This window comes from Clostridium sp. (assembly GCF_050717515.1).
Lineage (GTDB): Bacteria > Bacillota > Clostridia > Clostridiales > Clostridiaceae > Clostridium_AD.
Genome location: NZ_JBOITL010000036.1, coordinates 1 through 23,514, shown reverse-complemented (window position 1 = coordinate 23,514; position 23,514 = coordinate 1). Strand labels below are relative to the sequence as shown.

The following is a 23,514-nucleotide window of genomic DNA, read 5'->3' as shown; positions in this document are numbered from 1 at the left end:
GAGGTAAAGCATGATAAGTCAAGAAAAGTTTGACCAAATAGAAATAGATTATGATTGTGGCTACTGGTTAGAATGTTGTGAAAGATGTTGTCCTTGTGCTATAACTACTGAAAGTAAGGGTCTTACACAAGAGATATGGGATGGATTTAAAAAAGAACAAAAAGAATTAAGAGAATCAATAGATAAATATGAACCTAGAGAATTCGATTTTATGGAAGAGGATTGGGATGAAGATGACGATTGTGAGTTATATAATGGTGATTAGTTAATTCACAGTTTCCAAAATTAGCGAAGGGGAGTGAAAGAATGAATGATGTTATATTGGGAGAAATTATTTCGATTTGTTATATGGTGGAAAGGGGTAAGCCATGCGCATGCGAAGCAGTTAAAAATAGTAATATTGAAGAAGTTATTGAACAGGTCCATAGAATGTCCAACTTAAAAACCTATATTGATAAACTAAGTCAAGAATGGAAAACAGTTTGGATTTATAAAGATGATTATATGCTAGAAATAATAAAATTACTTCCCGAAGAACCAAAGACAAATTTTGAACATTGGGTTTTAGGCAAGGCCTTTGGTTATTCGGATGAAGCAATTAAAGATTTTCTAAAGCCTAAACTCTAGTGTAAGTAGTTTTTTGACATCTAGGGCAGGGAGGTAGTGTGTCGGAATCTTGATCTAAATAAATTACTTCCCCACAAGCTGTACATTTGTAATGACCTTTACCTGGTTTTTCTCCTGTTGAATACATTAATATCATCTCCTTTTACTGTAAGTATTCAATACTATTTTGTAAAATCCTGCAACAATTTAAACATTAATGTAAAAATTATAATAAATAGGAGCTGATTATATGACTGTAGGTCAAAAGATAATATTTTATCGCAACATATTAGGAATAAGTCAGAGAGGCCTTGCAAAGAAAAGTGGACTTACTGCTCCTGCTATAAGCCAGTATGAAAATGAAAAGCGAACACCTGATTTAAAAAGCTTTATTACAATTTGTAAATCATTTGGGGTCAATTTGGACAAGTTTATGGAAGATGTTAGTATATAACACTTGTTACACACTATCCAAATTAGACGAAGCAAAAAAATAAAAAGAGAGCTGCACACCATCAAATGTAAACAGCCATCTTAAATCTCAACTAGGAGATATAAATAGTATATCTTATATCTCCTTCAAAACAAATGAAAAATTTAGGAGGTAAGTATTATGTCAATAGCAAATAATGAAATAATAATAAGATTGGTTGGTAAATTAACATTAGAGTTCCCAGACATAGATCAATTAAAAGTGAGGATGATTGCAGAGGAAGTTTTGTATAAATATGATGTGGTACCACAAGAGGTCGGACTAGTAACCTCAGACATTGAAGATAGACTAATGATGTATTTTGCGGTTAAAAAGTTAGATGGATTAAGCATGAAAACCCTTAAAGGATACAAATATCAATTAATGATATTTGCAAGATACTTAAATAAACCTATTGCTGCAGTAACGACAACAGATCTAAGAATGTATTTAGCTAATAGATGTAAAAATTTAAAGCCAGGTTCAACAAATACACAAATATCCACTCTGAAATCATTTTTCGGTTGGCTATTTGATGAAGAATATATTCCTAAAAATCCTATGAGCAAAATTAAAAGTACTAAAGAACCTAAGAGATTAAGGCATGCGCTAAGCCAAGAAGAGCTTGAATTATTAAGACAGGCCACTAAAAAGGATAGAGAAAAAGCTTTGCTAGAGTTTCTAATAAGTACAGGCTGTAGACTATCAGAAGTAGTTGGAGTAAATAAAGATGATATTGACTGGTATGAAATGAGCTTATTTGTAATTGGAAAAGGCAATAAAGAAAGAAAAGTTTATTTTAGCATAAAGGCTAAAATCTTATTAAAGAAATATATAAGCACTAGGAAGGATTGCAATCAAGCTTTATTTGTAGCAAGTAAAGGAACTCATAATAGGCTTGGAGGAAGAAGTATTGAGAATGAAATTAAAAAAATTGCTGTAAGAGCTGGAATTGACAAGTCGGTATTTCCTCATTTGTTTCGACATAGTTATGCTACACATAATTTAAACAGTGGAATGTCTTTGCCAGTGCTTCAACATTTAATGGGCCATGAGGATAGTGCGACTACGATGATATATGCGGAGCTTAGTGAGGAAAATGTTAAACATGAATATAAAAAGATTTCTTAAGGGGGAATAAATTTGAATAAAATACAATTAGAAAAAATACTAAAAGAATATAAAACTAAAAAATCTATAGTAGATATAACAAAAGCAAGAATACAAGCTTATACAGAAGCAATTGATAATCCGGAACTAATAAGTTCATGGGGATATTCAATTAATAGCAGAGAGTTAGGAATGCCAGGAGCACCACTTAGGAATACAAGTTCAACCGTAGAAAAAGAAGTATGTGAATCATTATTAACTATAGAGATAATAAGAGAGTGGATAGCAGAAGATAAAAATAGAATTTACAAATGTAATTTACAAATAAATATAATTGAAGGTGCTTTAAATGGTCTTACAGAACAAGAAAGATATATTATAGGGTTAAAGTATTTTGAAAAAATGAACTGGAGCAATATAGAAATGAATTTTAACAATCAATTTAAACATAAAAATGAAATTACAAGTGGTCAAGTCAGAAATATAAATAATCAAGCTATTGGAAACCTATTACAGATAATTACACCATTAAAAAGTACATTTAATTGAAAATTAGCAGAAAACACTACGAAAATTAGCAGAAAATTAGCAGTTTTAATCAATTTAAAGATATATAATAGTATTATCAAAAGTTTAAGAGTTGCGAGATACTAAAGAAAAAAGTTTCCCTCCGATTTAAAAAAACAAGCACTGGTAATAACTGGTGCTTGTTTTTATTTTTAAATAGTAAAAAAAGGGGAACATTCGGCATAAAATTATATCTTAAGAAAATGAAGAAATAGGGTAAGGTTCGGCTTGATACGAATATTATCTAATATAAAACAAACAATGTTCGTTGAAAATCAATACAGATATTGTAAGCACTCAATATAATAATTGATAAGTGGAATGCTTACATTTTAAGGAAGTGAGAAGATGTGTCCTAACTGTGGTGGCGAATTAGAAAATGGAAAATGTAAAAGGTGCGGTTACTGTGGCGGATGAAGTGATTAACAGAGTAGGTTACTCTATTAAATAAAATTAAAGTACTGAGAGGTGAGGGTGTGAGTAAATATAAATTTAATACCAGGTGGAACAAAGAAGGGTTAAGATGTGCATGCCTATTTGGAAATCCATGTTGCGATAGATTCAAAACATGTGAGGTATTGGAGTTCACACACAATCCTTTTAGTAATCTAAAAGAATGCATGAATGAAAGTTCTTATAAAAGAGTTAATGGCAAGGTGAGGCAGGTGAGATGATGAAATGAGCAAGAAAAAACCTGCAAAGCCTATACCAGAAACTCATTATGAAAGATTTAAATATAAATTAGAAGAAATTAGCAATGTGTGGGCAGAAAGAAATCTAACGCTATTTTTATTGGGAGTTGCAACAGGATATAGAATGCAAGACTTAGTAGATCTAACTATAGCAGAAATAAAAGAAGCCTTAGATAATGGACAATTTGAAATACAAGAGAAAAAACAGTATAGAGCATGGAAGACTCATATTAGGAAAAATCCTAAATCATTAAAAAAAGAACCAGAAAAAAGGCCTCATAGTATAGAACCACAATTAGAAATTATCATTAAAAAATATATAAAAGGTAAAAGAAATTCCGAATATGCATTTCCATCTCAGAAAGGCGATGGAAGTGCATATATTAGTTCAAAGGCATATTCAGAAATTTTAAAGAAAGTTGCAGAGGATAAAAAATTTAAACTTAAAAATATAACTGGTCATAGTTTAAGAAAAATATATGCTAGAAGACTATATGAAGACAACCCTAATTTAGAATATGTGAGAATAGCCTTGGGACATAAAAGTATAGAAGTAACTAAGAAGTATCTAGGGTTAGATAATGAGGTTAGAGAAGATGCAGCAAAGGTAGCTGCTAGAAAATTATAATTATATTTTTTTATACTAAAATCGGTAATTAGGTTAAGCATACTTATTTTAGAGAAATAAAAAAAACATTACAGTTATAAGCAAGGTAAAAAATAAATCCGTAATCATATATGTTATTACCGATTTACAAATAATAAATAAAAGCAATGTAAAGTTAGTAATTTCAATGGCTAAGATATGATTTTAATATTAAATATTAAAAAGTATAAAAAACAAACACTGAGCAGGGGTATCAAAGTGAGTGCTTAATGTTTAGGAGGTCGAAATGAAGTCGAATGAAGATAAGATAATAGATGCCTTACCTCTTATAGAAACTATGGTTGAGCAAGGTGCTACAGATAAAGAAATTGCCGTTAAAATAGACGTAGGATATTCAACATATAGGAAGTATAAAGCAGAAAATGCAGAGCTTAAGGCAATAGTAAGCCAGGGTAAAGTTAAAAAGAATCAGGCAGTAGAACAAGCTTTATATAATAATGCAATTGGTTATTACTATAAAGAAGAAATAGCAACTAAGGTTAAAGTAGAAGAATTAGCATCTGATAATGAAACTATATTAGCTAAAGAGATTGTTGTAATAAGCAGTATAGAAAAGTATAAGGGTCCTGATTTAGCAGCAGAGAAGTATTGGTTGAACAATAAGGAGAAGGCTAGATGGAGAGATGATCCTAACAAGGTAGACAATGATAAGAAGCTTACTAAGCTTAAAGAGAAAGAGGTTAATGCTAAAACTGAGGATATATAAGGAGGAACGATTATTAATGAGGGAAGATATGATATATAAATGTTTAGATTGTGGCAATGAAGTATTAGTAAAGAGAGCAGATAAAACAAAGGATGGACAATCATGTAGTAAGTGTAAGGGACATGTAGTACCACACAGATGTGCTGATGATACTAAGCATAGTAAGAATGTTGGAAGTTTAACAATAGGTGTAGAGTTAAAGGGCTATGATAAGACTAAGCAACAGCTAAGGAACTTAGAAGCTACACTCGATAGGATATTAGAGAAGCAAGAGAAGATAATACCTATTAGTATTAAACCACCATTAGGGTTAACACCTAACGATATTTGGCAATTACAAAGGCTACAAGATATAAAACAGGCAATGGGTAGATACGTGAGTGTTGATAAAGAAATACCTAAAGAGTGGGTTGATGAATACTTATACTTAAAAGCTACATTGAAGTAGTGGACACTAAGGAATTAGTACAATGGATTAATAAACTAATACGAAGTAATGAGATAGTTAAGTTCTATAAGCATTCAGTGTGGCGAGAACTAAGAGCAGACATGTTAGAGAAACAAAACAATGAATGCCAGTTATGCAAAGCAAATGGATTGTTTGCGGTAGCTACAGTAGGTCATCATCTACAGACGGTTAGACAACATCCTGAACTAGCATTAACTAAGAGCAATATCTTATGTGTATGTGGTGAGTGTCACTATCAGATACATCATACTATTAAGTACAAGAAGCAGTTGAATGTAGAAAGATGGTAGTAATAGATACCCCCGGTCGAAAAATTTGGAAAGCGGCTAGAGATACCGGGAAACGGTAAGGGTATAAGACAAAGGAGAAACATTACACGTGTGAGAATAATCTGCAGGAAAGGAGATAAATTAAAAAATATGAAAAATGCAATTAAAATTAAGGAGTCATTAATCAAACAACTTGAAAATAAAAATGCAGCTACAGATTACTTTTTATCTTTAATTGATGATTATATGTTTTATTTTATCGAAGAACAGGCTATGCAAGAAGATGTTAAAACACGTGGTCGCTCTTATAAAACAAAATCAGCAAGTGGGTTCCCAATAATTAAGGAAAATGAATCATTAAAAAATGCAGTAACATTTAATAAACAAAAACTAGCAATCCTTAAGCAACTAGGATTAACAATTGAAAATGTCGTAGGTGATGCAGTTGAGCTCTAAGATATTAATACCTGAACTACAAAATTACATTGATTTAGTAAGAAGCGGAAAATTTGAAGTGTGCAAAGAACAGTTCCAACTTGTTAACTATATAGAGAAATGCTTTGAAAATGAAAATCTATTTATAGATGAAACACAACTTCATAAATATTTAAACCAACAGAAATACTTTCCTTTCAATTTAATTGAATGGGAGGTATTTCTGTTTACTCTTCATAATTGTACATATTCTAGTCCAGGTATTTTAAGATGGCCTGACCTACTTATTTTCGTTGGTCGTGGTGCTGGTAAGAATGGGTATTTAAGTTTTGAAGATTTTTGTTTAATAGGAGATCACAACCCAGTTAAAAATTATGACATTGATATTTGCGCAAATGCAGAGGAGCAAGCAAAGACAAGTTTTGATGATGTATGGAATGTACTTGAAGCTAATAAAAAAGTTTTGAAATCATTTTTCACATGGACTAAAGAATTAATTACCTGCATAAAGACGGGATCTAAACTTAGATTTAGAACATCAAATGCAAAGACTAAAGACGGTGGTAGACCTGGTAAAGTTGACTTTGATGAATACCATCAATATGAGGATTACAAAAGTATTCAAGTATTTAAAACAGGCCTTGGGAAAAAAGCAAACCCAAGGACAACAATTACGACTACAAATGGAGACGTAAGGGATGGTCCCCTAGATAAACTAATCATAAGGGCCTTGGATATTTTAAAGGGCGCTAGAGAAGACAATGGATTGCTATGTTTCATAAGCCGTCTTGATGATGAAAAAGAAGTAGATAATCCTAAGATGTGGGATAAAGCAAATCCTTCATTACATCATTTCCCTGAACTCTTTGCAACTATGAAGCGTGAATATGTGGATTATAAAGACGACCCAATAAGCAATTCAAGTTTTATGATCAAGCGTATGAATATAGCTGTGGGGAATATAGATGTTGAAGTTACCTCTTGGGATAATGTATTAGCAACGAACCAACCTATTCCAAACCTTGAAGGATTGACTTGTACCGCTGGAATAGATTTTGCTATGACTACAGATTTTGTGTGCGCTGGCTTATTATTTTTATTTAAAGGAAAATATTATTGGCTATCCCATACATGGGTATGCAGTAAGTGCAACGATTTAAAGAGAATTAAAGCACCGTTAAGGGAATGGGAAAGCAAAGAAGGCGGGGAGTTATTAACGTTTGTTGATGATGTAGAAGTAACCCCTAATATACCTGCTGAATGGTTAGCAGAACAGGCACAGAAGTACAACATTACTAGCTTGGGCATGGATTTATTTAGATATGGTGTGCTAAAAAGGGCATTGAAAGAAGTTGGGTTTGATGTAGAAAAAGACGGTGCTAATAATATTAAGATTATAAGACCGTCTAGTGAAATGTTTGTAGCTCCCACTGTAAATTCTTTATTTGTTAATCATAATATTGCTTGGGGAGATTCTCCATTAATGAGATGGTACACAAATAATACAAGCAAGAAATCAGAACCACACGACAATATTTCATATGGAAAAATAGAACCTAAGTCAAGAAAGACAGATGGATTCAAAGCATTTATTGCAGCAATGGCGGCGGGTGGAACTGATTTAGTTGATAGTGGCGATGTGGTTGAATTGGACCTAGGGTGTTATACCTATTGATATGAATTAATGGTATAATATAACTAATAGGAGATGATTATTATGATTATTATATTATTATTATTTGTAATGGGGATATGTACACTTATTGCACTGCCACTAGGGATTGCAAGTGGAATAGCTAAGAATAAAGCTGCCAAAGCCGACATAATATTTAAGCAAGAAGTTTTAAAAAATATGAAAAAATCTTAATAAGCGTTAAAAGCACTCTAATAATTAGGGTGCTTTTATTATGCCCCAAAAGGAGGTGATTAAAAATATATGAGTAGTCTAATAGATTGGATGAAAAGTTTTTTAGGCATAGGAGAAACAACAATAAGCATGACCGCAACCGCAATTTCAACCGAACAAAAATTAAACATAGAATTATTTGCAATACATTCTGCTATTAATTTAATAGCTAGTAGTATTTCAAAGTGTGAGTTTAAAACTTATATGAAAGGTGTTGAATTTAAGGGTGATATTTATTACAAATGGAATATAGAACCTAATAAAAATCAAAATTCTTCACAATTTATGCAAGAATTAATTACTAAATTGTTATTTAAGAATGAGGTACTGGTATTACCTATAGGAAATCAATTAATAATAGCAGATAGTTTTTACCAAGAAGAGTTTGCGATTGCGGAAAACACCTTTACTAGTGTAACAAAAGGCACGAAAAGTTTTTATGATACTTTTAATATGAGTGATGTTTACTATTACAAGTTAGGTAATACAGATATACGAGCTTTATTAAGCAACCTAGTGAGTGGATATAATGACTTGCTGAATATGTCTATAGGTAAATACAATCGCAGTGGTGGACGTAAAGGAATATTAGATATTGATGCAGTGGCTAGTAACGATAAAAAGTTTCAGGAAAAATTGGACTTGCTTATGAACACAAGATTTAAAAAATACTTTGAAGCTGAAAACGCAGTATTACCCTTGGAAAAAGGTTTCAAGTATGACGAAAAGGGTGGAGAAGGTAGCAAGAAATCCACTAGTGAAATTGCAGATATTGCGGTTATAACAAAAGAAATATTTGAAAGAGTTGCGCAAGGTTTTAAAATACCACCCGCGTTATTAAGGGGAGATATAGCAGACATAGGAGCGACGACAACTAACTTTTTAACATTTTGTGTAGATCCTTTAGCAGACATGATAGGCGAGGAAAATATAAGAAAAGATTATGGTAAAGTTGCTTTTTTAGCTGATAACTACATGAAAATTGATACTTCAACAATTGAACATATTGATTTGTTTAGTATATCAGAAGCTTTTGATAAACTTATTGCTAGTGGCGGATATAGTATTGATGAATTAAGAGTGAAAGCTGGTGATGTAGCATTGAATACAGACTATAGTAAACAACATTTTATTACTAAAAACTATCAAAAAATAGAAACATTAGGGAAAGAAGTGAAAGGAGGTGAAATATAAATGGCAAAAACAAATTTTTTAATTAAACAAATAGCTGAAACTAATTCATTAGATTTATATATTTATGATGATGTAGAAGGTGATAAGGTAAATTTTTGGACGGATGAAGTTACTGAAAGTGAAACATCTGCAAAATATATGCAAGCACAACTTGAAGGTGCTAAAGATGTTAAAAATATTAATCTATACATTAATAGCTATGGTGGAAGTGTTAAAGAGGGACTAGCAATATACAATCAATTAAAAAGACATACTGCATATAAAAAAGCTTATATAGATGGCTTTGCATGTTCAATTGCAAGTGTAATTCCAATGGCATGTGATGAAATAATAATGGGCACAAATACATTAATGATGATACATCATGCAGCCATGGGAGCATGGGGAAATGCAGCGGAATTAAGAAAGGCAGCAAATGATGTTGAAGTTATTGATAATGCTAGTTGTTCAAGTTATCTTCAAAAAGCTGGAGAAAAATTAACTGCTGAAACTTTAAAAGCATTATTAGATGAACAAACATGGCTCAGTGCTGAACAATGTTTACAATATGGACTAGCTGATAAAATAACAGGCAAAGAAGATAAAGCAGTTACAGAAGCTAAACAAAGATTTAATGCAGCTATGAAATTTGAAGTAGAACAACATGAACCAATTTTAAAAGTCCCAGAAGAATTGATAGTACAAAAAACCAATTTTGAAAAATTAATGATGGCTTTCAAAAATAAAAACTCGGAGGTAAAATAATATGACAATTAGAAATAAAGATTTAGAACAACAAGCGTTAAAAGATTCTTTAGGTGCTGCAATGAAATCAGGTGATGAAAATGCTATAGCAATGGCATTATCACAATTTGCAGAAGGCGTTCAAGAAAATGTTATGCAAGAATTTAAAGCATATCAACAAACTGCAGATGTTAGCATTTTAGCCAAGAGAGGAGTCCACCAATTAACCGCAGAAGAAAACAAATTTTATCAAGGTGTAATTGGAGCAATGAAATCAGCAGATCCTAGACAGGCATTTACAACTTTACCTAGTGCATATCCTGAAACAATAATTGACAATGTGATCTCAGACATTAAAGAAGCGCATCCTTTACTTGCTGCAATTAACTTTACCAATACTACTATTTTAACAAAAATCATTGTGAATAAACAAGGCGCACAACTTGCAATATGGGGTCCTATTAATTCAGCAATCACAGAGGAATTAAGTGGAGCAATTGGAACTATGGACTTAACTCTTTGTAAATTATCAGCATTTATGCCAATAAGCAAAGATATGTTAGAAGTTGGCCCACAATGGATAGACGCATATGTAAGAGGTGTATTGTCTGAAGCAATCGCACTAGCAACAGAAGAAGCAATTGTGAATGGTACTGGAAAAGATATGCCGATTGGAATGAATAGAAGTGTGGCTGATAATGTAACAGTAACCGCTGGTGTATATCCTCTTAAAACTGCAATGGTAGTATCTAATCTTAATCCGTTAACATTTGGAGCAATCGCTGGGAAATTAGCGCAAGCACCTAATGGTAAACAAAGACCAGTTGCAGAAATATTAATGTTAGTTAACCCAATAGACTACTTCACAAGAGTGTACCCAAACACAACTATAAGAGCAATAGATGGCACTTATAACTACAATGTATTACCTTACCCAACAAAGATAATTCAATCAACAGCGGTTACAGTTGGAACTGCAATATTTGGGCTAGCACCTAAGTATCTAATGGGTATCGGAGCAGGCACAAATGGCGGCAAAATAGAATTTTCTGATGAATTTAAGTTCTTAGAAGATCAAAGAGTTTATCTCACTAAAATGTTTGGTAATGGCAAAGCACTTGATGATAACGCGTTTATACTTGCAGATATTACAGGAATGACCGCAGCAGTACTAGAAGTAGCAGTTACTAACATCGTTAAAACTAAAGAACAGGCTTAATTGAGAGGTGATCTAAATGCCTGCTGGATTATTGGAAGATATAAGGGCATATTTGCATATAACATGGGTTGATGAAGTAACAGACAAAAATTTAACTGGCATGATTAATCGAGGAATGGCACGCTTGCAGAAAATCGCAGGGGTGCCACTTGATTTTAAATTAGAAGATGATGCTAGGGCGTTACTATTTGACTATGTAAGATACGCTAATAGCCAAGCTTTAGAAATGTTTGAGAAGAATTTTGCTAGTGAACTTATGGCCCTACACATTAACAGTCAAGTTAATTTGGAACCTGACGTGGTGACACATGAAGATTAAAACATATACTGAGTTTACATCCTTTAGTGATGGTATATGTAACATTTTTACAAGAAACGAGAATGAAGAAAGACTTCCCAATAAACATAATAACCTGGGATTTGATAATAGAATTCTAGGTTTTAAAAGATATTTTGAAGCTTCAGCTCGCCAAATAGTTATAGATAGAGTTATCAGGATTCCACAACTTGGAAACATAGATAATTACGACTATGTTGAAATTGATAATGTTATTTACGGGGTTAAAATGGTACAACCGATTCATGATACTAACCCACTTAGTATGGATTTAACTTTAGATAAGGCGAGAATATGATTACTACGAGCATTGATAACTTAGCTGATGCAATCTTAAAAGAACTAGAAAACTATACTGAGAGTGTCACAGATGGTGTTAAAGCCGCAGTTGATATAGTAGCTAAGGAAGTTGATTTTGAAATAAAAGCACATGTTACCTTTACGGAACATTCTAAAAAATATGTAAAAGCTTTTAGAATTAAAAGTGTATATGACGGTAAATACAACAAAGGTAAAACATGGTACGTAGCTAATGGGCAACATAGGCTTACGCATTTATTAGAAAAAGGACATGCTAAAAGAAATGGTGGGAGAACAGATACTTTTCCACATATCATTTTTGGAAATGATTTAGCAATAAGAAGAATGCAAGAATTATCAAAGGAGGCGATTGAAAATGCTAAGTGATATTAAAACGTGGTTGGGAACTACAGGGCTGAAAGTATCAGAAGAAAGATTTTTAAAACCTCCTCCATTCCCATATGTTATTTTTATGGATGGTACAGAAGTAAGTGGTGCAGATGATAAAAATTGTATAGCAGATAGAAGTATTAGTATTGAATTATATTCTTTAAAAGTGGACCATATCTCAGAAAAGGCAATTGAAGATTTGTTAAATGAAAAAGTAATAAAATATAAAAGAAATCGTACATGGTTAGACACAGAAATGATGTTTGAGACTATGTACGATTTTAATTTAATAGAAAAAATTTAGGAGGTAATTATATATGTCAAAGGAAAATGAAAAAATTACATTAGGCAGTGGGAAATTATACACAGCTGTATTTGCTGGAGCAATCCCATCCGACAAAGAACTTGAAACTGAAGCTAATTTACTAGGATTAATTGAAGGTGGTGCTGCACTAGAGTATAAACCGAAATTTGTTGAAGTATCTGACGATTTAGGACTTGTAGCTAAAACAATTTTAACAGAAGAAGAAGTTACTTTGAAGTCAGGGATTATGACTTGGAATGGCAAAACACTTGCTAAACTATGTACTACTGCAAGAGTAACTGAAGTATCAGGGAAAAGAACTGTAAAAATTGGTGGTGTAGGGAATCAAGATGGCAAGCAGTATGTAATTAGATTTGTACACGAAGATGCTGTAGACGGTGATGTTAGAGTAACAATCGTAGGTTCTAATCAGGCGGGCTTTAAAATGGCATTTACAAAAGATAAAGCGACAATAGTAGATGCAGAATTTAAAGCAGCACCACTCGACGATGTAGGTACTAAAATTATATATGAGGAATCTATTCCAGGAGCAATTGAAGCTTTAATGTTAACGTCAGTTGCTGGTACATTAAGCGGAGCGACTAAGGTAGCAGTAACACCAGTACTTACTGCTGGTAATAGCTATATGTATAAGACCGCTACTACTGTTTTAGTCCCAGAATTAAATGATATTTGTGACACTGGAACAGGCTACACTGTTTGGAACGGGACAGTTGATATTACAGCCACAACGGGAAATGAAATAGAAATTATCGAAGTTGATGGTACATTTAAAGCAATTAAAGCTGGCAAGATTGCAGTTGTAGCAAAAGTATAAAATAATGGGGGCGCAAAGCCCCTTTGGAGGTTATTAAATGTTTGATATAAACACAGTAAATAAAAGATATTGGGATATTAAATTAAAAGTAACATTAACTAAAATTATAAATGAAGAAGAAGTTGAAGAAGATGTTGAATTAAAATTAGAGGTTGAACCTCCAAAAATAAAAGCATTAAAGAAAATAACCAGGTTATCAAAAGTTCGAGATGAAGACGCTATTGACGATTTAAGCGAAGCAGTAAGAATGATTTTAAATAAAAATAAAGATAGAAAAAAAGTACCTAATGAAATAATGGAAGAATTAGACTTAGATCAATTATCAGCAATTTTAACTGCTTACTTTGAATGGTTAAGCAAAGAAAAAACCTCAAAAAACTAAAAATCCCTTTTTACGATGATGGAAACAGTGATGAGGGACACTTTACAGTCAACACATTAGAAGAAAAAATAGTCTGTAAATATACAGGGTATAACTTTGATAGGCTAGAGGATTTAGAAGTATTTGAGTTTTGGCTATTATTGCGTGATGCAGTAATTTATGACTACAAGCAAACAGAAGGTGGAAATGAATACTTAGATAATTGTTGGAGAATGGAACAAACTTCTCCCGATCGTAAATCATTAAGAGAAAAAATGGGAAGAAAGGAGGAATAAGATGGCTGGAAATAATATAAAAGGGATAACCGTAGAAATTAATGGAAATACAGCCCCTCTTGACAAAGCGTTAAAAGGTGTTAACAAGTCAAGCTATGATTTAAAGCAAGAGCTGAAACAAGTTGAAAAAGCTTTAAAATTAGATCCTAAAAATACTGTACTTCTTCAGCAGAAGCAAGAGCTCTTAGCAAAAAGCATAACAAATACTAAAGAGAAACTTGGGACTTTAAAAGCTGCAGAAGAACAGGCACAAGCTAAATTTGCACAAGGCAAAATAAGTGAAGACCAATACCGGGCATTACAAAGAGAAGTGATAAACACTGAACAGGAATTAAAAAGATTAGCTTTACAATATGCAAATGTTGGAACTGCAGCTAGTAGGTCAATCGTTGCCGCAGGAGACAGTATAAAAAAAGTTGGCGACGGTGTAACTAATGTAGGTAAAAAAGTTAGTGTTGCCTCCGCTGCAGTAACGGGACTAGGAACTGCAGCGGTAGCAAGCTATAAAACAGTAAAAGTCGGAATGGATGAAGTAATAAAAGCAACTGGTGCAACTGGACAAGCGGCTAAGGAATTAGAAGTAACTTATAAAAATATTGGAAGAAACTCAACTGCTGATTTCGCTACAATTGGTCAAGCACTCGGGGAAGTGAATACAAGATTTAATTTGACTGGTAAGGCAGCAGAAGATTGCACATTACAATTTTTAAAGTTTGCAAAAATAAATAATATGGATGCTAAAACATCTGTTGCTTTGGTAAGTAGAGCTATGGGAGATGCTGGTATAAAGGCAACTGACTATAGTAGAGTTCTTGATATGCTTACAGTAGCCGCACAAAAAAGTGGAATAGGAATAGAAGGACTTACTACAGATCTTGCTAAGTATGGTGCGCCTATGAGAGCGCTTGGCTTTGACACAGAAACAAGTATAGCAATGTTCTCCGCTTGGGAAAAAGCGGGTGTTACAACAGAGCTAGCATTTGGAGGCATGAAAAAATCTATAAGTAATTGGGGTGCAGCGGGCAAAGATAGTGCAAAAGAATTTTCCAAAACACTTGAAGCTATAAAAAAAGCACCTAATATAGCAAAGGCAACAACCATGGCTATAGATGTGTTCGGTCAAAAAGCAGGACCTGATCTAGCCGATGCAATTAGAGGTGGACGTTTTGAGGTCCAGGAATATGTGGATGCATTAAAAAAATCTGGTGGATCAGTAACTAATACTACAAATCAAATGGCAAATGGTACTGGAGTTATTACAAAGGCTACACATGCAGCACAAATTGCTGCAGCGGAATTTGGAGATACGATTGTTAAAGCTTTAATTCCTATTATAACTTCAATTACAAGTAAAATAAAAGCAGCTTCAACATATTTAAATGGACTTGATGAAGGTACACGCAAAAAAATAGTTATGATTGGAATGATGATAGCTATATTGGGCCCTTTAATTATTATTATAGGAACTTTAATTAGCAGTATAGGTAGCATTGTAGCAGGAGTAGGAGCAGTTGTTGGCGCATTTTCTGCAGGTGGTATAGCAATAAAAGCAATGGGAGCTGCATTTAAATTTATGACGGGTCCTATTGGAATAACGATTTTAATAATAACAGCATTAGTCGCCGGTTTTATATATTTATGGAAAAATTGCGAAGGTTTCAGGAACTTTTGGAAAAGTTTATGGGAAGGCATAAAGAATACTACTAAGATTGTAGTAGATGCTCTTGTAGGATTTTTTACAGTTACAATCCCTGGGGCTTGGAATAGCCTAGTTGGTTTTTTCACAGGCATACCTGCATGGTTTAGCGGTTTATGGACAAGTGTAGGCACAGCGACTACGAACGCATGGAATAACATTAAAACATCAATTAGTAACGTATTGAATAGCATAAAAGAAGTTTTATCGTCAGTTTGGGGCGCAATAGTGGCGGTAGTTATGGCAATACTTGCTCCATTTATACAAGGCGTAATCAATATATTTAATAGCATGAAAAGTGGTATATCAACAGTCTTTGAGGGTTTGAAACTATACTTTACGGGTATATGGAATGTAATTAAAAATATATTTTTAGGCGCAATACTTTTAATCATAGATTTAGTCACAGGCAATTTCGGAAAAATGAAAACAGATGCAATAGGCATATTAAATAATCTTAAGGCGGCATTTGCACAAATATGGGCAGGCATAAAACTAATATTTACTGGTGTAATTACTGCAATAGTAGGATTTTGTAAAACAATGTGGACTGGCATGGTTAATACATCCAAAATAATTTTTAATGGTTTGAAAACATTTATGAGCGGGTTGTGGAATGGCATTAAAAACACAGCAATAAGCGCATGGAACGCTTTAAAAACAGGCGTGATTAATATATGTAATGGAATTAAAAGCGGTGTTATAAGTTTATTTAATGGTATTCTTAATTTTTTCAGAAATCTACCAGGAACATTAAAAACTCTTGGAATAAATGCATTCAATGGGCTTAAAAATGGAATTACCTCAGTATTAAGTACTTTAGGTGGGGTTGTTAAAAGTGGGTTTACTACTGCAATTGATTTTATAAAAAACCTACCAGCGCAAATGCTACAATGGGGTAAAGATTTTATACAAGGTTTTATAAACGGTGTAGGTAATATGGTTGGCGCTGTAGTAGATAAGGTTAAAGGCGTAGCTAATAAAATTTCCAGCACTGTTAGAGAAACATTAGGCATACATTCTCCGTCCAAGGTCATGTATGAGATAGGTAAGTTTGTGGATGAAGGACTTGCAAACGGCATTGAAGATGGATCTAATAAACCAGCCGAAGCTGCTAAAAAAGTTGCTGACTTAGTATCTAAAGAAATTAAAAAAATTAAAGATACAACTGCAGTAGCTATAAAAGATTTAAATACTCAATTTGATAAATTAAGTATGTCTGAAACTATTGCATTAAGAGGTGCAAATAGTAATAAAAAAAATGCTATTAAAGATGAATATGATGCTAAAAAAAAGGCTGTAAAACAACAAATTGAATTAAGAAAAGAACAGGCAGATAAGGAAATTACAGAGATACAGAGAATTGGAAAGATAAATAAAGAAACACTTGAAAAAGAATTAGCTGATAAAAAAGCCTTTGTAGATAAAGTAAATACTCTTAACGATCAAATTAAAAATGCTCTTAAAGAAAAATATACAAAGGAAGAAAAAGGGAAAGAAGAATCTATTCAAAAACAAATAGATGATCTAGGCAATTTAAAAGAATCTAATCTTAAGAATATCGAAGAAACATATAATTCAAAAAAAGAATTCATGGAAGCAGATGAGAAAAAAACCGAAGAAAGTATCCGTGTTGAAATTGATATCTTAGATAAATGGAAAGAATCTGCTACTAAGATTATGGATGATGCTTATAAACTAAAGAAAGAAACTCTTGAAAAGTCTAAAATTGATTCAGAGAAAGCATTTGAAGCAGAACAAAGCAACTTGGATAAATGGAAAGAAAGCCAGATCAAGAGTGTTGAGGAAGTTTCATCCGTTAAAATTAAAGTTTTACAATTACAGATGGATTCCCTTGATGAACAAACTAAAACAGAAGAGAGAGCAGACAAAGACAAAGAAGAATTAGATAAAATAAACAATCTTAAAGGTGCAATCTCATTCGAGCATAATGATTTTAATAAAACTGGAATGCAAGATGAAGTTGATAAGCTTCAAGCGGAACGTGACAAAAGACTACATGCTCAAATCACTGTTGATAAAAAAGAAGACCTAAAGAAACAAATGGACGCTATAAAGGCAACTGCGGATGAACAAAAAAACAGTGTTACTGGTCAATATGAACTTCAAAAAGAAAGTTTAAAAAATCGTATTGATGATAGTAAAGATTATTATAGCAAAGAAAAAGAAATGCTTGATAAATCAGAAGAAACAGAAAAAGAGTCTGTAAAATCAACTTATGAAGCTAAGAAAGAAATATTACAAAATAAACTTGAAGACTCTAAAAAATATTATTTAAATGAGAAAAAAGAACTAGATAATAATTACAATTCGACTAAAGAAGTATTTAATAAGCAATACGCTGATAGCAAGGATATACTTGATAAAAAGTTAAAAGATGTAAAGAAATTTTATGAAGACAAATTAAAAGAAGCGAACCTTGAAGCAGAAGCTGAAAAGTTAGTTATGGATAATAACCAAAAAGGAATAATAGAACTATTGAATAGTTATGGAGATCAATATAAATTGACTGGCCAAACCCTTGGAGATAGACTTGCGGAAGGATTTAAACCAGCTATAGATAATATAAGGTCAATGATAGCAAATATAACTGCTGGAATATCTCAAGCGAACGATGAAGCGGTAAGTACATTACAAACAGTAAATGCAAATGCGGTTGCAAGTTCTGCAAAAATAAATAGTTCTGGGAACAGTAGCAGTTCCAGTAGCACAACCTCAACTAAAAATGAATATAATGTGGCCATAACAAGCCCAATGGCACAAACTCCAAGCCAACAAAGACGAGATATGGAATCAACATTAAGAAAATTAATATTCGCATAAAAAGGAGTAAAATATGCAGAAATTAATATTTACAAATTCAAGAGGTCGGAGTATAGAGTTTAAAAACTCCGCCCCTTTTTTATTACAAAAATTTGACCCAAGTCCTTCAAAAGCTACAATACTTATAAGTAAAGCCCCAGGTCAAAACGGAAAAAGTTTGCGTGGAACATTATTAGAGGAGGTTATACTGCCTATTGAAATAGCTATTCTAGGCGAAAATAGCGAAGATATGTTTGCGAAACGTCAAGAACTTTATAGCATATTTAATCCTACGCTAACAGGAACCTTGACATATATAAATGGAGCTGGGGAACATAAAATACAATGTGTAGTGCAAGATATAGCCCCCAAAAACAGGATTGAGCCAGTGCAACAATTTTTAATACAACTTTATTGCCACAATCCATTTTGGGAAGAGTTACAAGAAGCAAAAGAAGAAATTGCAACATGGGTTGGGGACTTTGAATTTGAATTAGAAATACCGGATGAAGGTATAGAAATGGGCCATAGAGAAAGCAATTTAATAGTTAATATCTTGAATAAAGGTGATGCGGAATGCGGTATGAGAATTGAATTTACAGCACTTGCTACAGTGGTTAATCCAAGCTTATTTGATATTTATACAAGAAAATTTTTGAAGGTTAAACGTACTTTACAAGCAGGGGATAAGCTTGTTGTAAATACGTCTTTTGCTAATAAAAAAGTAGAGCTAATTAAGAGTAATGGCATAGCACAAAATGTTATTAATTGGATTGATTTACAAACTACATTTTTACAATTAGCCGTAGGTGATAATCTATTGAGATATGATGCAGATCAGGGCATTGACAATCTAGAGTGTGCAATATATCATAGTCATTTATATGTGGGGGTGTAACCATGGACATACTACCTATTAGAATCCTAGATAAAGATTTTAATTTACTCGCTGAAATTGACAACTATGAAAGCCTAATATTTATAAGAAGATTTTTTAAAGTAGGAGAGTTTGAACTACACATAAATATAAATAAAGAGCATACAGATAAACTTTTAGAAGGTAACTTGATTTTATTAGGTACTAAGCTTAATAAAGTGGGAATTATAATGCATAGAGAAAATACTTATGACCAAAATGGAGAGCCTACGGATACTTTACTTATAAAAGGGCCTACCATAAAAGGTTTATGCAGTAGAAGGCTCATGGTTCCACCTAATGGTGCTTATGATAGCTTTACAGGCTCACAGGAAGCTACAATGAAATACTTTGTAGAAAAGAATTGTGTTAATCCAACTGATGCTTCGAGGAAAATTCAAAACTTAGTAATAGCTCCCAATTTAAACAAAGGAATTCAGGATAAGTGGCGATCTAGATATGAAAAATTAGATGATAAACTAACGGAAATAGGAGAATACTCTAATTTAGGTTGGGATATAATTCTTGATTTTAATAATAACAAATTCGTGTTTGATGTTATTCAGGGTAGAGATTTAACAGCGGATCAAGAACTCTTGCCTCCAGTTATATTTTCTGTGGATTTTGATAATTTAAAAAGTAGACATTATATAGATAGCAGTTTAAATTATAAAAATGTGGGCTATTGTGGTGGCAAGGGTGATAATGAAAACAGACTAATCCAACAAGTGGGAGAAGTTAGCGGGTTTGATAGAATAGAAACATTCGTGGATTGCTCTCAGGCAGAAGATGTAACAGAACTTAAAACTATAGGGGCACAAAAGTTAGATGAATTTAAAAAAGTAAAGAGCTTTGAGGTGCAAATAATACCTTATGGCTCTTTTAACTATGAACTAGATTATGACTTAGGTGATATTATCACAGCACAAGACAGAAAATTAGGTATAACTATGAATAGCAGAATTATTGAATTTAAAGAAATCTATGAAATAAATGGATTTAATCTTGAAGCAACATTTGGGACCAATATCCCTAATTTAATTACTATACTTAAAAGAGAAACTAAAAAGGCGGTGAGATAAGTGGAAAAATCAAGTTTTTTTAATTCAATAAACGGTGATAGAAAATATAAAGCTAATGACTTTGCAGAGTTTTTTAATAGCCTATTAACAAATGGAGTATTACCTAATCCAAGCACAAACTTACAAGTTATAGCAAACAATAATATGACTATAACAGTTAAGATGGGAAAAGCATGGATAAACGGGAAAATCTATATAAATGATAGTGATTTAATACTTCCTGTAAGTGTTGCAGATGGTGTATTAAACAGGATAGATAGAATAGTAATAAGACTTGATACACTTGCTAGGAATATAAAAATAATAGTAAAAAAAGGAACATTTGCGAGTGTACCAGTGGCGCCAGTCCTGCAAAGAGATGCAGATTTTTATGAATTAGGTATTGCAGACATTTATATTGCAAGAGGTGCAACAAGCATAAGTCAGGCGAATATTACAGACTTAAGATTAAATTCGGTTTATTGCGGATGGGCAAACAGTTTAATGCAAGCTGATACAACAGCTCTATTTAATCAATATCAAGATTGGTTAAATAATAGGCAAGCCCAATATAATAAAGAGGTAATAGATTGGACAGCTGAAAAACATGCAGATTTTACAACTTGGGAAGCTACATCAAAGCAAACATATACAGATGTTTTAAACAAAGAAGTAATAGATGTGGCTAAAATTGAAACAGACTTCCAGGCTAGTTTTACAGCATGGTTTAACGCTATTAAAGGGCAACTTAGTACAGATGCAGCGGGAAATTTACAACTTGAAATTAATGATTTGAGCGCAGAACTTGATTCGCATTTGGCTGATAATGTACAACAAATGATAAATTTAAAAAGAAAAATTAGAATGGGAGGGATGATGTAATGGCTATTGGAGACGCAACACCTAAAAAGTTGTTTCAAGGTGCGTTAAGTGCTATGGTAGCAGTTTTATATACTGTTCCTACTGGCAGTAGAACTCAGATAGTTGAAATATGGTCAGATAATCAGAATGCAACTACGGATAGAAAAATTAATATATATGCCCATGGAACCACTAATACAAATAGGTTAAGTCATAATATCCCTATTACAAAAGATACAGGAATTAGTATTTCAGACAATAAAATTGTTTTAGGTGCAGGTGAAGTATTTGCTATGTCACAGGACGTCGGAACTGATGTAATTATAACTATATATGGCATAGAGGAGGTAGTTGCGTAATGAGTAGAGTAGTAAGTTTTCAACCTGTTAAAACAATAAAAAGTGTTTCGTTTACTACACCTGGGACATTTTATTGGACAGTACCCGATGATGTGTATGTAGTTAATGTATCCGGAGTTTCTGCAGGTAAAGGAAGTAATGGTGGAAATGGTGGAACTGGTGGATCAGGAAGTACTTCAAGTATGGGAAGCAAAGGAACTGATGGAGGCGCAGGAGGTCAAGGACAAGCAGGTCAAGGTGGACCAACTAGTTTTGGTGACTTATTAACCCTATTTGCCAAAAATGAAGATGTGATAGGAGGCTGGTGTAATTATGGGTTAGGAGGTGGAAATGGAGGACAAGGTGGCCAAGGTGGTCAGGGTGGAGTAGCCCCTGAAAATTACGCCCCAGCTAAAGGAAATGATGGCACCTCCGGTGGCTACGGTTATGGTGGGGAAGTAATGAAGAATGTTCCATTACTAGTTACCCCAGGCAAAGTAATTCCAATAACTATAGGTCAAGGAGGTCGAGGAGGTGCTGGCGGTCGAGGTGGATACGGCGGTGCATCATGGGTTAACAAACCACAGTGTCAGGGAGGTCAAGGAGGTGCTGGTGGTCAAGGTGGTATCAATGGTGCCGAAGGTAGTTATGGAGACGTGGGTAATCCCGGAGGTATTGACTCTGAAGTTCTTGCATGGGGCAGAGGTGGCACAGGTGGAAATGGTGGTCAAGGTGGTAAGGGTGGTACTTGCGGCGCACTTACTATATCCTGGAATTAAAGGAGGTATTAAAATATGAAATTTGTACAGATTTATAATGGTAAGGTACACTGGATTTTTGAGGCAGAAGAGAAACCTGTATTTGCTCCAAATATTGTTTTAGTAGATATTACTGACAATGCCGACAATAAAGAAATCCAATGTGGTTGGGATTATAACGAGGAAACTAGCACCTTTCATGAACATGTAGAGGTTATAGTCCATTTACCCGAGCCAGTGGACCCTAATGCACCAACTGACGAACAGTTGATGACAGCAGAGGCACTTATAGATTTAAACTTAAGAGTAATAGAATTAGAAAACAAATAAAAATTTGGAGGTAGATTAATATGTTAAAAAATTATTTAATAATGAGTTATGGTGTAATGATTAAAGCTGGTAGATATGACTTAGAAGTAGTAGAAGGTAGTACTAATAAATTAGTTCCTGCGACTTATCAACAGGCTGTAGCAGAATATGTAATATCGGGAACATACCCCGTAGCAGCATAATTGGAAAATATGCTGAGATAAAGATTTGAAATATCCCAATATTTGTTTTTATGTTATATTATGGTATCATTAAGATGAAATCGTAATTTATTGCGTTAATTTTAATATATTTGTAAGGGGGATTTACAAATGACATTAGATAATTTAGACAAAGACGAATTAGTTATAGTAACTATTGAACAAGTAAATGATATTGAAAAGTGGAAACCATTTTTATTGGAAATATCAAGTACTCCAATATCTGAACCTGGTTATCATATGTTTGCTACTGTTAATGAAGAAAGAGGTGTTGCTGAAGGTGACTTCATGAGTGAACATGGTCATAATACTATTGAAATAATATGCAGTGTAAGAGAATTTATAGAAATAGTACCCAGATTGAGAGAGTTAGATGATGATTATGAGAATGAAATGCTGTCAGTTAGAAGGACTTATCAAGAACTGGAATATTTTTACTATGACTATGGTGATGAAGAATAAGTACATGTTATTCATATTAACGTCATAAACAATGAAAGCTTGTGACGTTATATATTGGTAACAATGATTCGAAATCGTTAAATAATCTGAACTAACTCAGGGGACTTTAATAGTCCTTTTTTCATGTTTAAAATATAAGAGGAGGTGTGATTATGAAAGGTAAGGAGTTAATTAAAAAGATAAAGGAATTAGGAATAGAAAAAGATGT

33 protein-coding genes are annotated in these 23,514 nt (G+C 33.1%); 32 read left to right on the top strand and 1 reads right to left on the bottom strand.

All coding sequences use genetic code 11. From position 1 onward, the window contains the following. The first annotated feature begins 10 nt into the window (after window positions 1-10). Both ACREV6_RS19555 and ACREV6_RS19550 read left to right on the top strand, forming a co-directional pair. Entirely contained in the window at window positions 11-265 is a 255-nt protein-coding gene (locus ACREV6_RS19555; protein WP_431579725.1) for a hypothetical protein, read from the top strand. A gap of 41 nt (window positions 266-306) precedes the next feature. Continuing rightward, a complete protein-coding gene (locus ACREV6_RS19550) occupies window positions 307-627 on the top strand; it encodes a hypothetical protein (protein WP_431579724.1) in 321 nt (106 codons plus the stop codon). Here ACREV6_RS19550 and ACREV6_RS19545 read toward each other — a convergent pair. After that, entirely contained in the window at window positions 617-754 is a 138-nt protein-coding gene (locus ACREV6_RS19545; RefSeq protein WP_431579723.1) for a zinc ribbon-containing protein, read from the bottom strand. The genes ACREV6_RS19550 and ACREV6_RS19545 overlap by 11 nt on opposite strands. A 102-nt stretch (window positions 755-856) precedes the next feature. Between ACREV6_RS19545 and ACREV6_RS19540 the strand changes: the two genes are divergently transcribed. From ACREV6_RS19540 to ACREV6_RS19395, 30 genes are all read left to right on the top strand, one after another. Continuing rightward, a complete protein-coding gene (locus tag ACREV6_RS19540; protein WP_431579722.1) occupies window positions 857-1,060 on the top strand; it encodes a helix-turn-helix domain-containing protein in 204 nt (67 codons plus the stop codon). Window positions 1,061-1,219: 159 nt separating this feature from the next. Beyond that, on the top strand, window positions 1,220-2,209 hold the full coding sequence (gene xerA, locus ACREV6_RS19535) for a site-specific tyrosine recombinase/integron integrase (protein WP_431579721.1): 990 nt from the start codon (window positions 1,220-1,222) through the stop codon (window positions 2,207-2,209). 12 nt (window positions 2,210-2,221) lie between these two features. After that, entirely contained in the window at window positions 2,222-2,737 is a 516-nt protein-coding gene (locus ACREV6_RS19530; RefSeq protein WP_431579720.1) for a hypothetical protein, read from the top strand. A gap of 494 nt (window positions 2,738-3,231) precedes the next feature. Continuing rightward, on the top strand, window positions 3,232-3,429 hold the full coding sequence (locus ACREV6_RS19525) for a hypothetical protein (RefSeq protein ID WP_431579719.1): 198 nt from the start codon (window positions 3,232-3,234) through the stop codon (window positions 3,427-3,429). A 4-nt stretch (window positions 3,430-3,433) separates the two neighbouring features. After that, a complete protein-coding gene (locus ACREV6_RS19520; RefSeq protein WP_431579718.1) occupies window positions 3,434-4,075 on the top strand; it encodes a tyrosine-type recombinase/integrase in 642 nt (213 codons plus the stop codon). A 265-nt stretch (window positions 4,076-4,340) separates the two neighbouring features. Beyond that, complete coding sequence (locus ACREV6_RS19515; protein ID WP_431579717.1) at window positions 4,341-4,820, top strand: Xaa-His dipeptidase; 480 nt, start codon at window positions 4,341-4,343, stop codon at window positions 4,818-4,820. Window positions 4,821-4,836: 16 nt separating this feature from the next. Further along, entirely contained in the window at window positions 4,837-5,268 is a 432-nt protein-coding gene (locus ACREV6_RS19510) for a hypothetical protein (RefSeq protein WP_431579716.1), read from the top strand. Continuing rightward, the gene (locus tag ACREV6_RS19505; RefSeq protein ID WP_431579715.1) at window positions 5,268-5,579 is read left to right on the top strand and encodes an HNH endonuclease; all 312 of its coding nucleotides are present in this window, start codon (window positions 5,268-5,270) and stop codon (window positions 5,577-5,579) included. Before ACREV6_RS19510 ends, ACREV6_RS19505 begins: the two co-directional genes overlap by 1 nt. Before the next feature lie 129 nt (window positions 5,580-5,708). Continuing rightward, window positions 5,709-6,014 carry a P27 family phage terminase small subunit gene (locus tag ACREV6_RS19500; RefSeq protein ID WP_431579714.1) on the top strand — a complete coding sequence of 102 codons (306 nt, stop codon included), beginning with the start codon at window positions 5,709-5,711 and terminating at the stop codon, window positions 6,012-6,014. Beyond that, window positions 6,004-7,668: a terminase TerL endonuclease subunit gene (locus ACREV6_RS19495; RefSeq protein WP_431579713.1), complete on the top strand. Its 1,665-nt coding sequence runs from the start codon at window positions 6,004-6,006 to the stop codon at window positions 7,666-7,668. Before ACREV6_RS19500 ends, ACREV6_RS19495 begins: the two co-directional genes overlap by 11 nt. Before the next feature lie 42 nt (window positions 7,669-7,710). After that, a complete protein-coding gene (locus ACREV6_RS19490) occupies window positions 7,711-7,860 on the top strand; it encodes a hypothetical protein (protein WP_431579712.1) in 150 nt (49 codons plus the stop codon). Between the two features lie 69 nt (window positions 7,861-7,929). Then, window positions 7,930-9,093 (top strand): phage portal protein, encoded by a 1,164-nt coding sequence (locus ACREV6_RS19485; protein ID WP_431579711.1) that lies wholly within the window; start codon window positions 7,930-7,932, stop codon window positions 9,091-9,093. After that, the gene (locus ACREV6_RS19480) at window positions 9,094-9,837 is read left to right on the top strand and encodes a head maturation protease, ClpP-related (RefSeq protein ID WP_431579710.1); all 744 of its coding nucleotides are present in this window, start codon (window positions 9,094-9,096) and stop codon (window positions 9,835-9,837) included. A 1-nt stretch (window position 9,838) separates the two neighbouring features. Next, window positions 9,839-11,035 (top strand): phage major capsid protein, encoded by a 1,197-nt coding sequence (locus ACREV6_RS19475; RefSeq protein ID WP_431579709.1) that lies wholly within the window; start codon window positions 9,839-9,841, stop codon window positions 11,033-11,035. Between the two features lie 16 nt (window positions 11,036-11,051). Then, complete coding sequence (locus ACREV6_RS19470) at window positions 11,052-11,354, top strand: hypothetical protein (protein WP_431579708.1); 303 nt, start codon at window positions 11,052-11,054, stop codon at window positions 11,352-11,354. Beyond that, window positions 11,344-11,670: a hypothetical protein gene (locus ACREV6_RS19465; protein ID WP_431579707.1), complete on the top strand. Its 327-nt coding sequence runs from the start codon at window positions 11,344-11,346 to the stop codon at window positions 11,668-11,670. The genes ACREV6_RS19470 and ACREV6_RS19465 overlap by 11 nt, the downstream gene beginning before the upstream one ends. After that, window positions 11,667-12,059 (top strand): hypothetical protein, encoded by a 393-nt coding sequence (locus ACREV6_RS19460; protein WP_431579706.1) that lies wholly within the window; start codon window positions 11,667-11,669, stop codon window positions 12,057-12,059. The genes ACREV6_RS19465 and ACREV6_RS19460 overlap by 4 nt, the downstream gene beginning before the upstream one ends. Beyond that, on the top strand, window positions 12,049-12,366 hold the full coding sequence (locus ACREV6_RS19455; RefSeq protein WP_431579705.1) for a hypothetical protein: 318 nt from the start codon (window positions 12,049-12,051) through the stop codon (window positions 12,364-12,366). The genes ACREV6_RS19460 and ACREV6_RS19455 overlap by 11 nt, the downstream gene beginning before the upstream one ends. A gap of 13 nt (window positions 12,367-12,379) precedes the next feature. Continuing rightward, a complete protein-coding gene (locus ACREV6_RS19450) occupies window positions 12,380-13,204 on the top strand; it encodes a hypothetical protein (RefSeq protein ID WP_431579704.1) in 825 nt (274 codons plus the stop codon). A 37-nt stretch (window positions 13,205-13,241) separates the two neighbouring features. Next, window positions 13,242-13,586, top strand: a complete 345-nt coding sequence (locus tag ACREV6_RS19445; protein WP_431579703.1) for a hypothetical protein — start codon at window positions 13,242-13,244, stop codon at window positions 13,584-13,586. Further along, complete coding sequence (locus ACREV6_RS19440; protein WP_431579702.1) at window positions 13,553-13,861, top strand: hypothetical protein; 309 nt, start codon at window positions 13,553-13,555, stop codon at window positions 13,859-13,861. Before ACREV6_RS19445 ends, ACREV6_RS19440 begins: the two co-directional genes overlap by 34 nt. Window position 13,862: 1 nt before the next feature. Continuing rightward, window positions 13,863-18,401: a phage tail tape measure protein gene (locus tag ACREV6_RS19435; RefSeq protein ID WP_431579701.1), complete on the top strand. Its 4,539-nt coding sequence runs from the start codon at window positions 13,863-13,865 to the stop codon at window positions 18,399-18,401. Between the two features lie 13 nt (window positions 18,402-18,414). Beyond that, on the top strand, window positions 18,415-19,278 hold the full coding sequence (locus ACREV6_RS19430) for a phage tail family protein (protein ID WP_431579700.1): 864 nt from the start codon (window positions 18,415-18,417) through the stop codon (window positions 19,276-19,278). Between the two features lie 2 nt (window positions 19,279-19,280). Next, a complete protein-coding gene (locus tag ACREV6_RS19425; protein WP_431579699.1) occupies window positions 19,281-20,378 on the top strand; it encodes a siphovirus ReqiPepy6 Gp37-like family protein in 1,098 nt (365 codons plus the stop codon). After that, window positions 20,379-21,239, top strand: a complete 861-nt coding sequence (locus tag ACREV6_RS19420; protein WP_431579698.1) for a hypothetical protein — start codon at window positions 20,379-20,381, stop codon at window positions 21,237-21,239. It begins immediately after the preceding gene. Beyond that, entirely contained in the window at window positions 21,239-21,577 is a 339-nt protein-coding gene (locus tag ACREV6_RS19415; protein ID WP_431579697.1) for a hypothetical protein, read from the top strand. Before ACREV6_RS19420 ends, ACREV6_RS19415 begins: the two co-directional genes overlap by 1 nt. Continuing rightward, window positions 21,577-22,335 (top strand): hypothetical protein, encoded by a 759-nt coding sequence (locus ACREV6_RS19410; RefSeq protein ID WP_431579696.1) that lies wholly within the window; start codon window positions 21,577-21,579, stop codon window positions 22,333-22,335. The genes ACREV6_RS19415 and ACREV6_RS19410 overlap by 1 nt, the downstream gene beginning before the upstream one ends. 15 nt (window positions 22,336-22,350) lie before the next feature. Next, on the top strand, window positions 22,351-22,644 hold the full coding sequence (locus ACREV6_RS19405) for a hypothetical protein (RefSeq protein ID WP_431579695.1): 294 nt from the start codon (window positions 22,351-22,353) through the stop codon (window positions 22,642-22,644). A 20-nt stretch (window positions 22,645-22,664) separates the two neighbouring features. Continuing rightward, window positions 22,665-22,826, top strand: coding sequence for a CD1375 family protein (locus ACREV6_RS19400; protein ID WP_431579694.1), 162 nt, complete (start codon window positions 22,665-22,667; stop codon window positions 22,824-22,826). Between the two features lie 129 nt (window positions 22,827-22,955). Beyond that, window positions 22,956-23,306: a hypothetical protein gene (locus tag ACREV6_RS19395; protein ID WP_431579693.1), complete on the top strand. Its 351-nt coding sequence runs from the start codon at window positions 22,956-22,958 to the stop codon at window positions 23,304-23,306. The last annotated feature ends 208 nt before the right edge of the window (window positions 23,307-23,514 follow it).

What these genes read in the sequence shown, in the direction of transcription:
- ACREV6_RS19405 (WP_431579695.1), top strand. Translation starts at nt 22,351, where the DNA reads ATGAAATTTGTACAGATTTATAATGGTAAGGTACACTGGATTTTTGAG.
- ACREV6_RS19460 (WP_431579706.1), top strand. Translation starts at nt 11,667, where the DNA reads ATGATTACTACGAGCATTGATAACTTAGCTGATGCAATCTTAAAAGAA.
- ACREV6_RS19545 (WP_431579723.1), bottom strand. Translation starts at nt 754, where the DNA reads ATGTATTCAACAGGAGAAAAACCAGGTAAAGGTCATTACAAATGTACA.
- xerA (WP_431579721.1), top strand. Translation starts at nt 1,220, where the DNA reads ATGTCAATAGCAAATAATGAAATAATAATAAGATTGGTTGGTAAATTA.
- ACREV6_RS19550 (WP_431579724.1), top strand. Translation starts at nt 307, where the DNA reads ATGAATGATGTTATATTGGGAGAAATTATTTCGATTTGTTATATGGTG.
- ACREV6_RS19540 (WP_431579722.1), top strand. Translation starts at nt 857, where the DNA reads ATGACTGTAGGTCAAAAGATAATATTTTATCGCAACATATTAGGAATA.
- ACREV6_RS19455 (WP_431579705.1), top strand. Translation starts at nt 12,049, where the DNA reads ATGCTAAGTGATATTAAAACGTGGTTGGGAACTACAGGGCTGAAAGTA.
- ACREV6_RS19430 (WP_431579700.1), top strand. Translation starts at nt 18,415, where the DNA reads ATGCAGAAATTAATATTTACAAATTCAAGAGGTCGGAGTATAGAGTTT.
- ACREV6_RS19440 (WP_431579702.1), top strand. Translation starts at nt 13,553, where the DNA reads ATGGTTAAGCAAAGAAAAAACCTCAAAAAACTAAAAATCCCTTTTTAC.
- ACREV6_RS19500 (WP_431579714.1), top strand. Translation starts at nt 5,709, where the DNA reads ATGAAAAATGCAATTAAAATTAAGGAGTCATTAATCAAACAACTTGAA.
- ACREV6_RS19425 (WP_431579699.1), top strand. Translation starts at nt 19,281, where the DNA reads ATGGACATACTACCTATTAGAATCCTAGATAAAGATTTTAATTTACTC.
- ACREV6_RS19465 (WP_431579707.1), top strand. Translation starts at nt 11,344, where the DNA reads ATGAAGATTAAAACATATACTGAGTTTACATCCTTTAGTGATGGTATA.
- ACREV6_RS19480 (WP_431579710.1), top strand. Translation starts at nt 9,094, where the DNA reads ATGGCAAAAACAAATTTTTTAATTAAACAAATAGCTGAAACTAATTCA.
- ACREV6_RS19555 (WP_431579725.1), top strand. Translation starts at nt 11, where the DNA reads ATGATAAGTCAAGAAAAGTTTGACCAAATAGAAATAGATTATGATTGT.
- ACREV6_RS19395 (WP_431579693.1), top strand. Translation starts at nt 22,956, where the DNA reads ATGACATTAGATAATTTAGACAAAGACGAATTAGTTATAGTAACTATT.
- ACREV6_RS19490 (WP_431579712.1), top strand. Translation starts at nt 7,711, where the DNA reads ATGATTATTATATTATTATTATTTGTAATGGGGATATGTACACTTATT.
- ACREV6_RS19475 (WP_431579709.1), top strand. Translation starts at nt 9,839, where the DNA reads ATGACAATTAGAAATAAAGATTTAGAACAACAAGCGTTAAAAGATTCT.
- ACREV6_RS19445 (WP_431579703.1), top strand. Translation starts at nt 13,242, where the DNA reads ATGTTTGATATAAACACAGTAAATAAAAGATATTGGGATATTAAATTA.
- ACREV6_RS19435 (WP_431579701.1), top strand. Translation starts at nt 13,863, where the DNA reads ATGGCTGGAAATAATATAAAAGGGATAACCGTAGAAATTAATGGAAAT.
- ACREV6_RS19520 (WP_431579718.1), top strand. Translation starts at nt 3,434, where the DNA reads ATGAGCAAGAAAAAACCTGCAAAGCCTATACCAGAAACTCATTATGAA.
- ACREV6_RS19515 (WP_431579717.1), top strand. Translation starts at nt 4,341, where the DNA reads ATGAAGTCGAATGAAGATAAGATAATAGATGCCTTACCTCTTATAGAA.
- ACREV6_RS19400 (WP_431579694.1), top strand. Translation starts at nt 22,665, where the DNA reads ATGTTAAAAAATTATTTAATAATGAGTTATGGTGTAATGATTAAAGCT.
- ACREV6_RS19470 (WP_431579708.1), top strand. Translation starts at nt 11,052, where the DNA reads ATGCCTGCTGGATTATTGGAAGATATAAGGGCATATTTGCATATAACA.
- ACREV6_RS19410 (WP_431579696.1), top strand. Translation starts at nt 21,577, where the DNA reads ATGAGTAGAGTAGTAAGTTTTCAACCTGTTAAAACAATAAAAAGTGTT.
- ACREV6_RS19415 (WP_431579697.1), top strand. Translation starts at nt 21,239, where the DNA reads ATGGCTATTGGAGACGCAACACCTAAAAAGTTGTTTCAAGGTGCGTTA.
- ACREV6_RS19485 (WP_431579711.1), top strand. Translation starts at nt 7,930, where the DNA reads ATGAGTAGTCTAATAGATTGGATGAAAAGTTTTTTAGGCATAGGAGAA.
- ACREV6_RS19450 (WP_431579704.1), top strand. Translation starts at nt 12,380, where the DNA reads ATGTCAAAGGAAAATGAAAAAATTACATTAGGCAGTGGGAAATTATAC.
- ACREV6_RS19510 (WP_431579716.1), top strand. Translation starts at nt 4,837, where the DNA reads ATGAGGGAAGATATGATATATAAATGTTTAGATTGTGGCAATGAAGTA.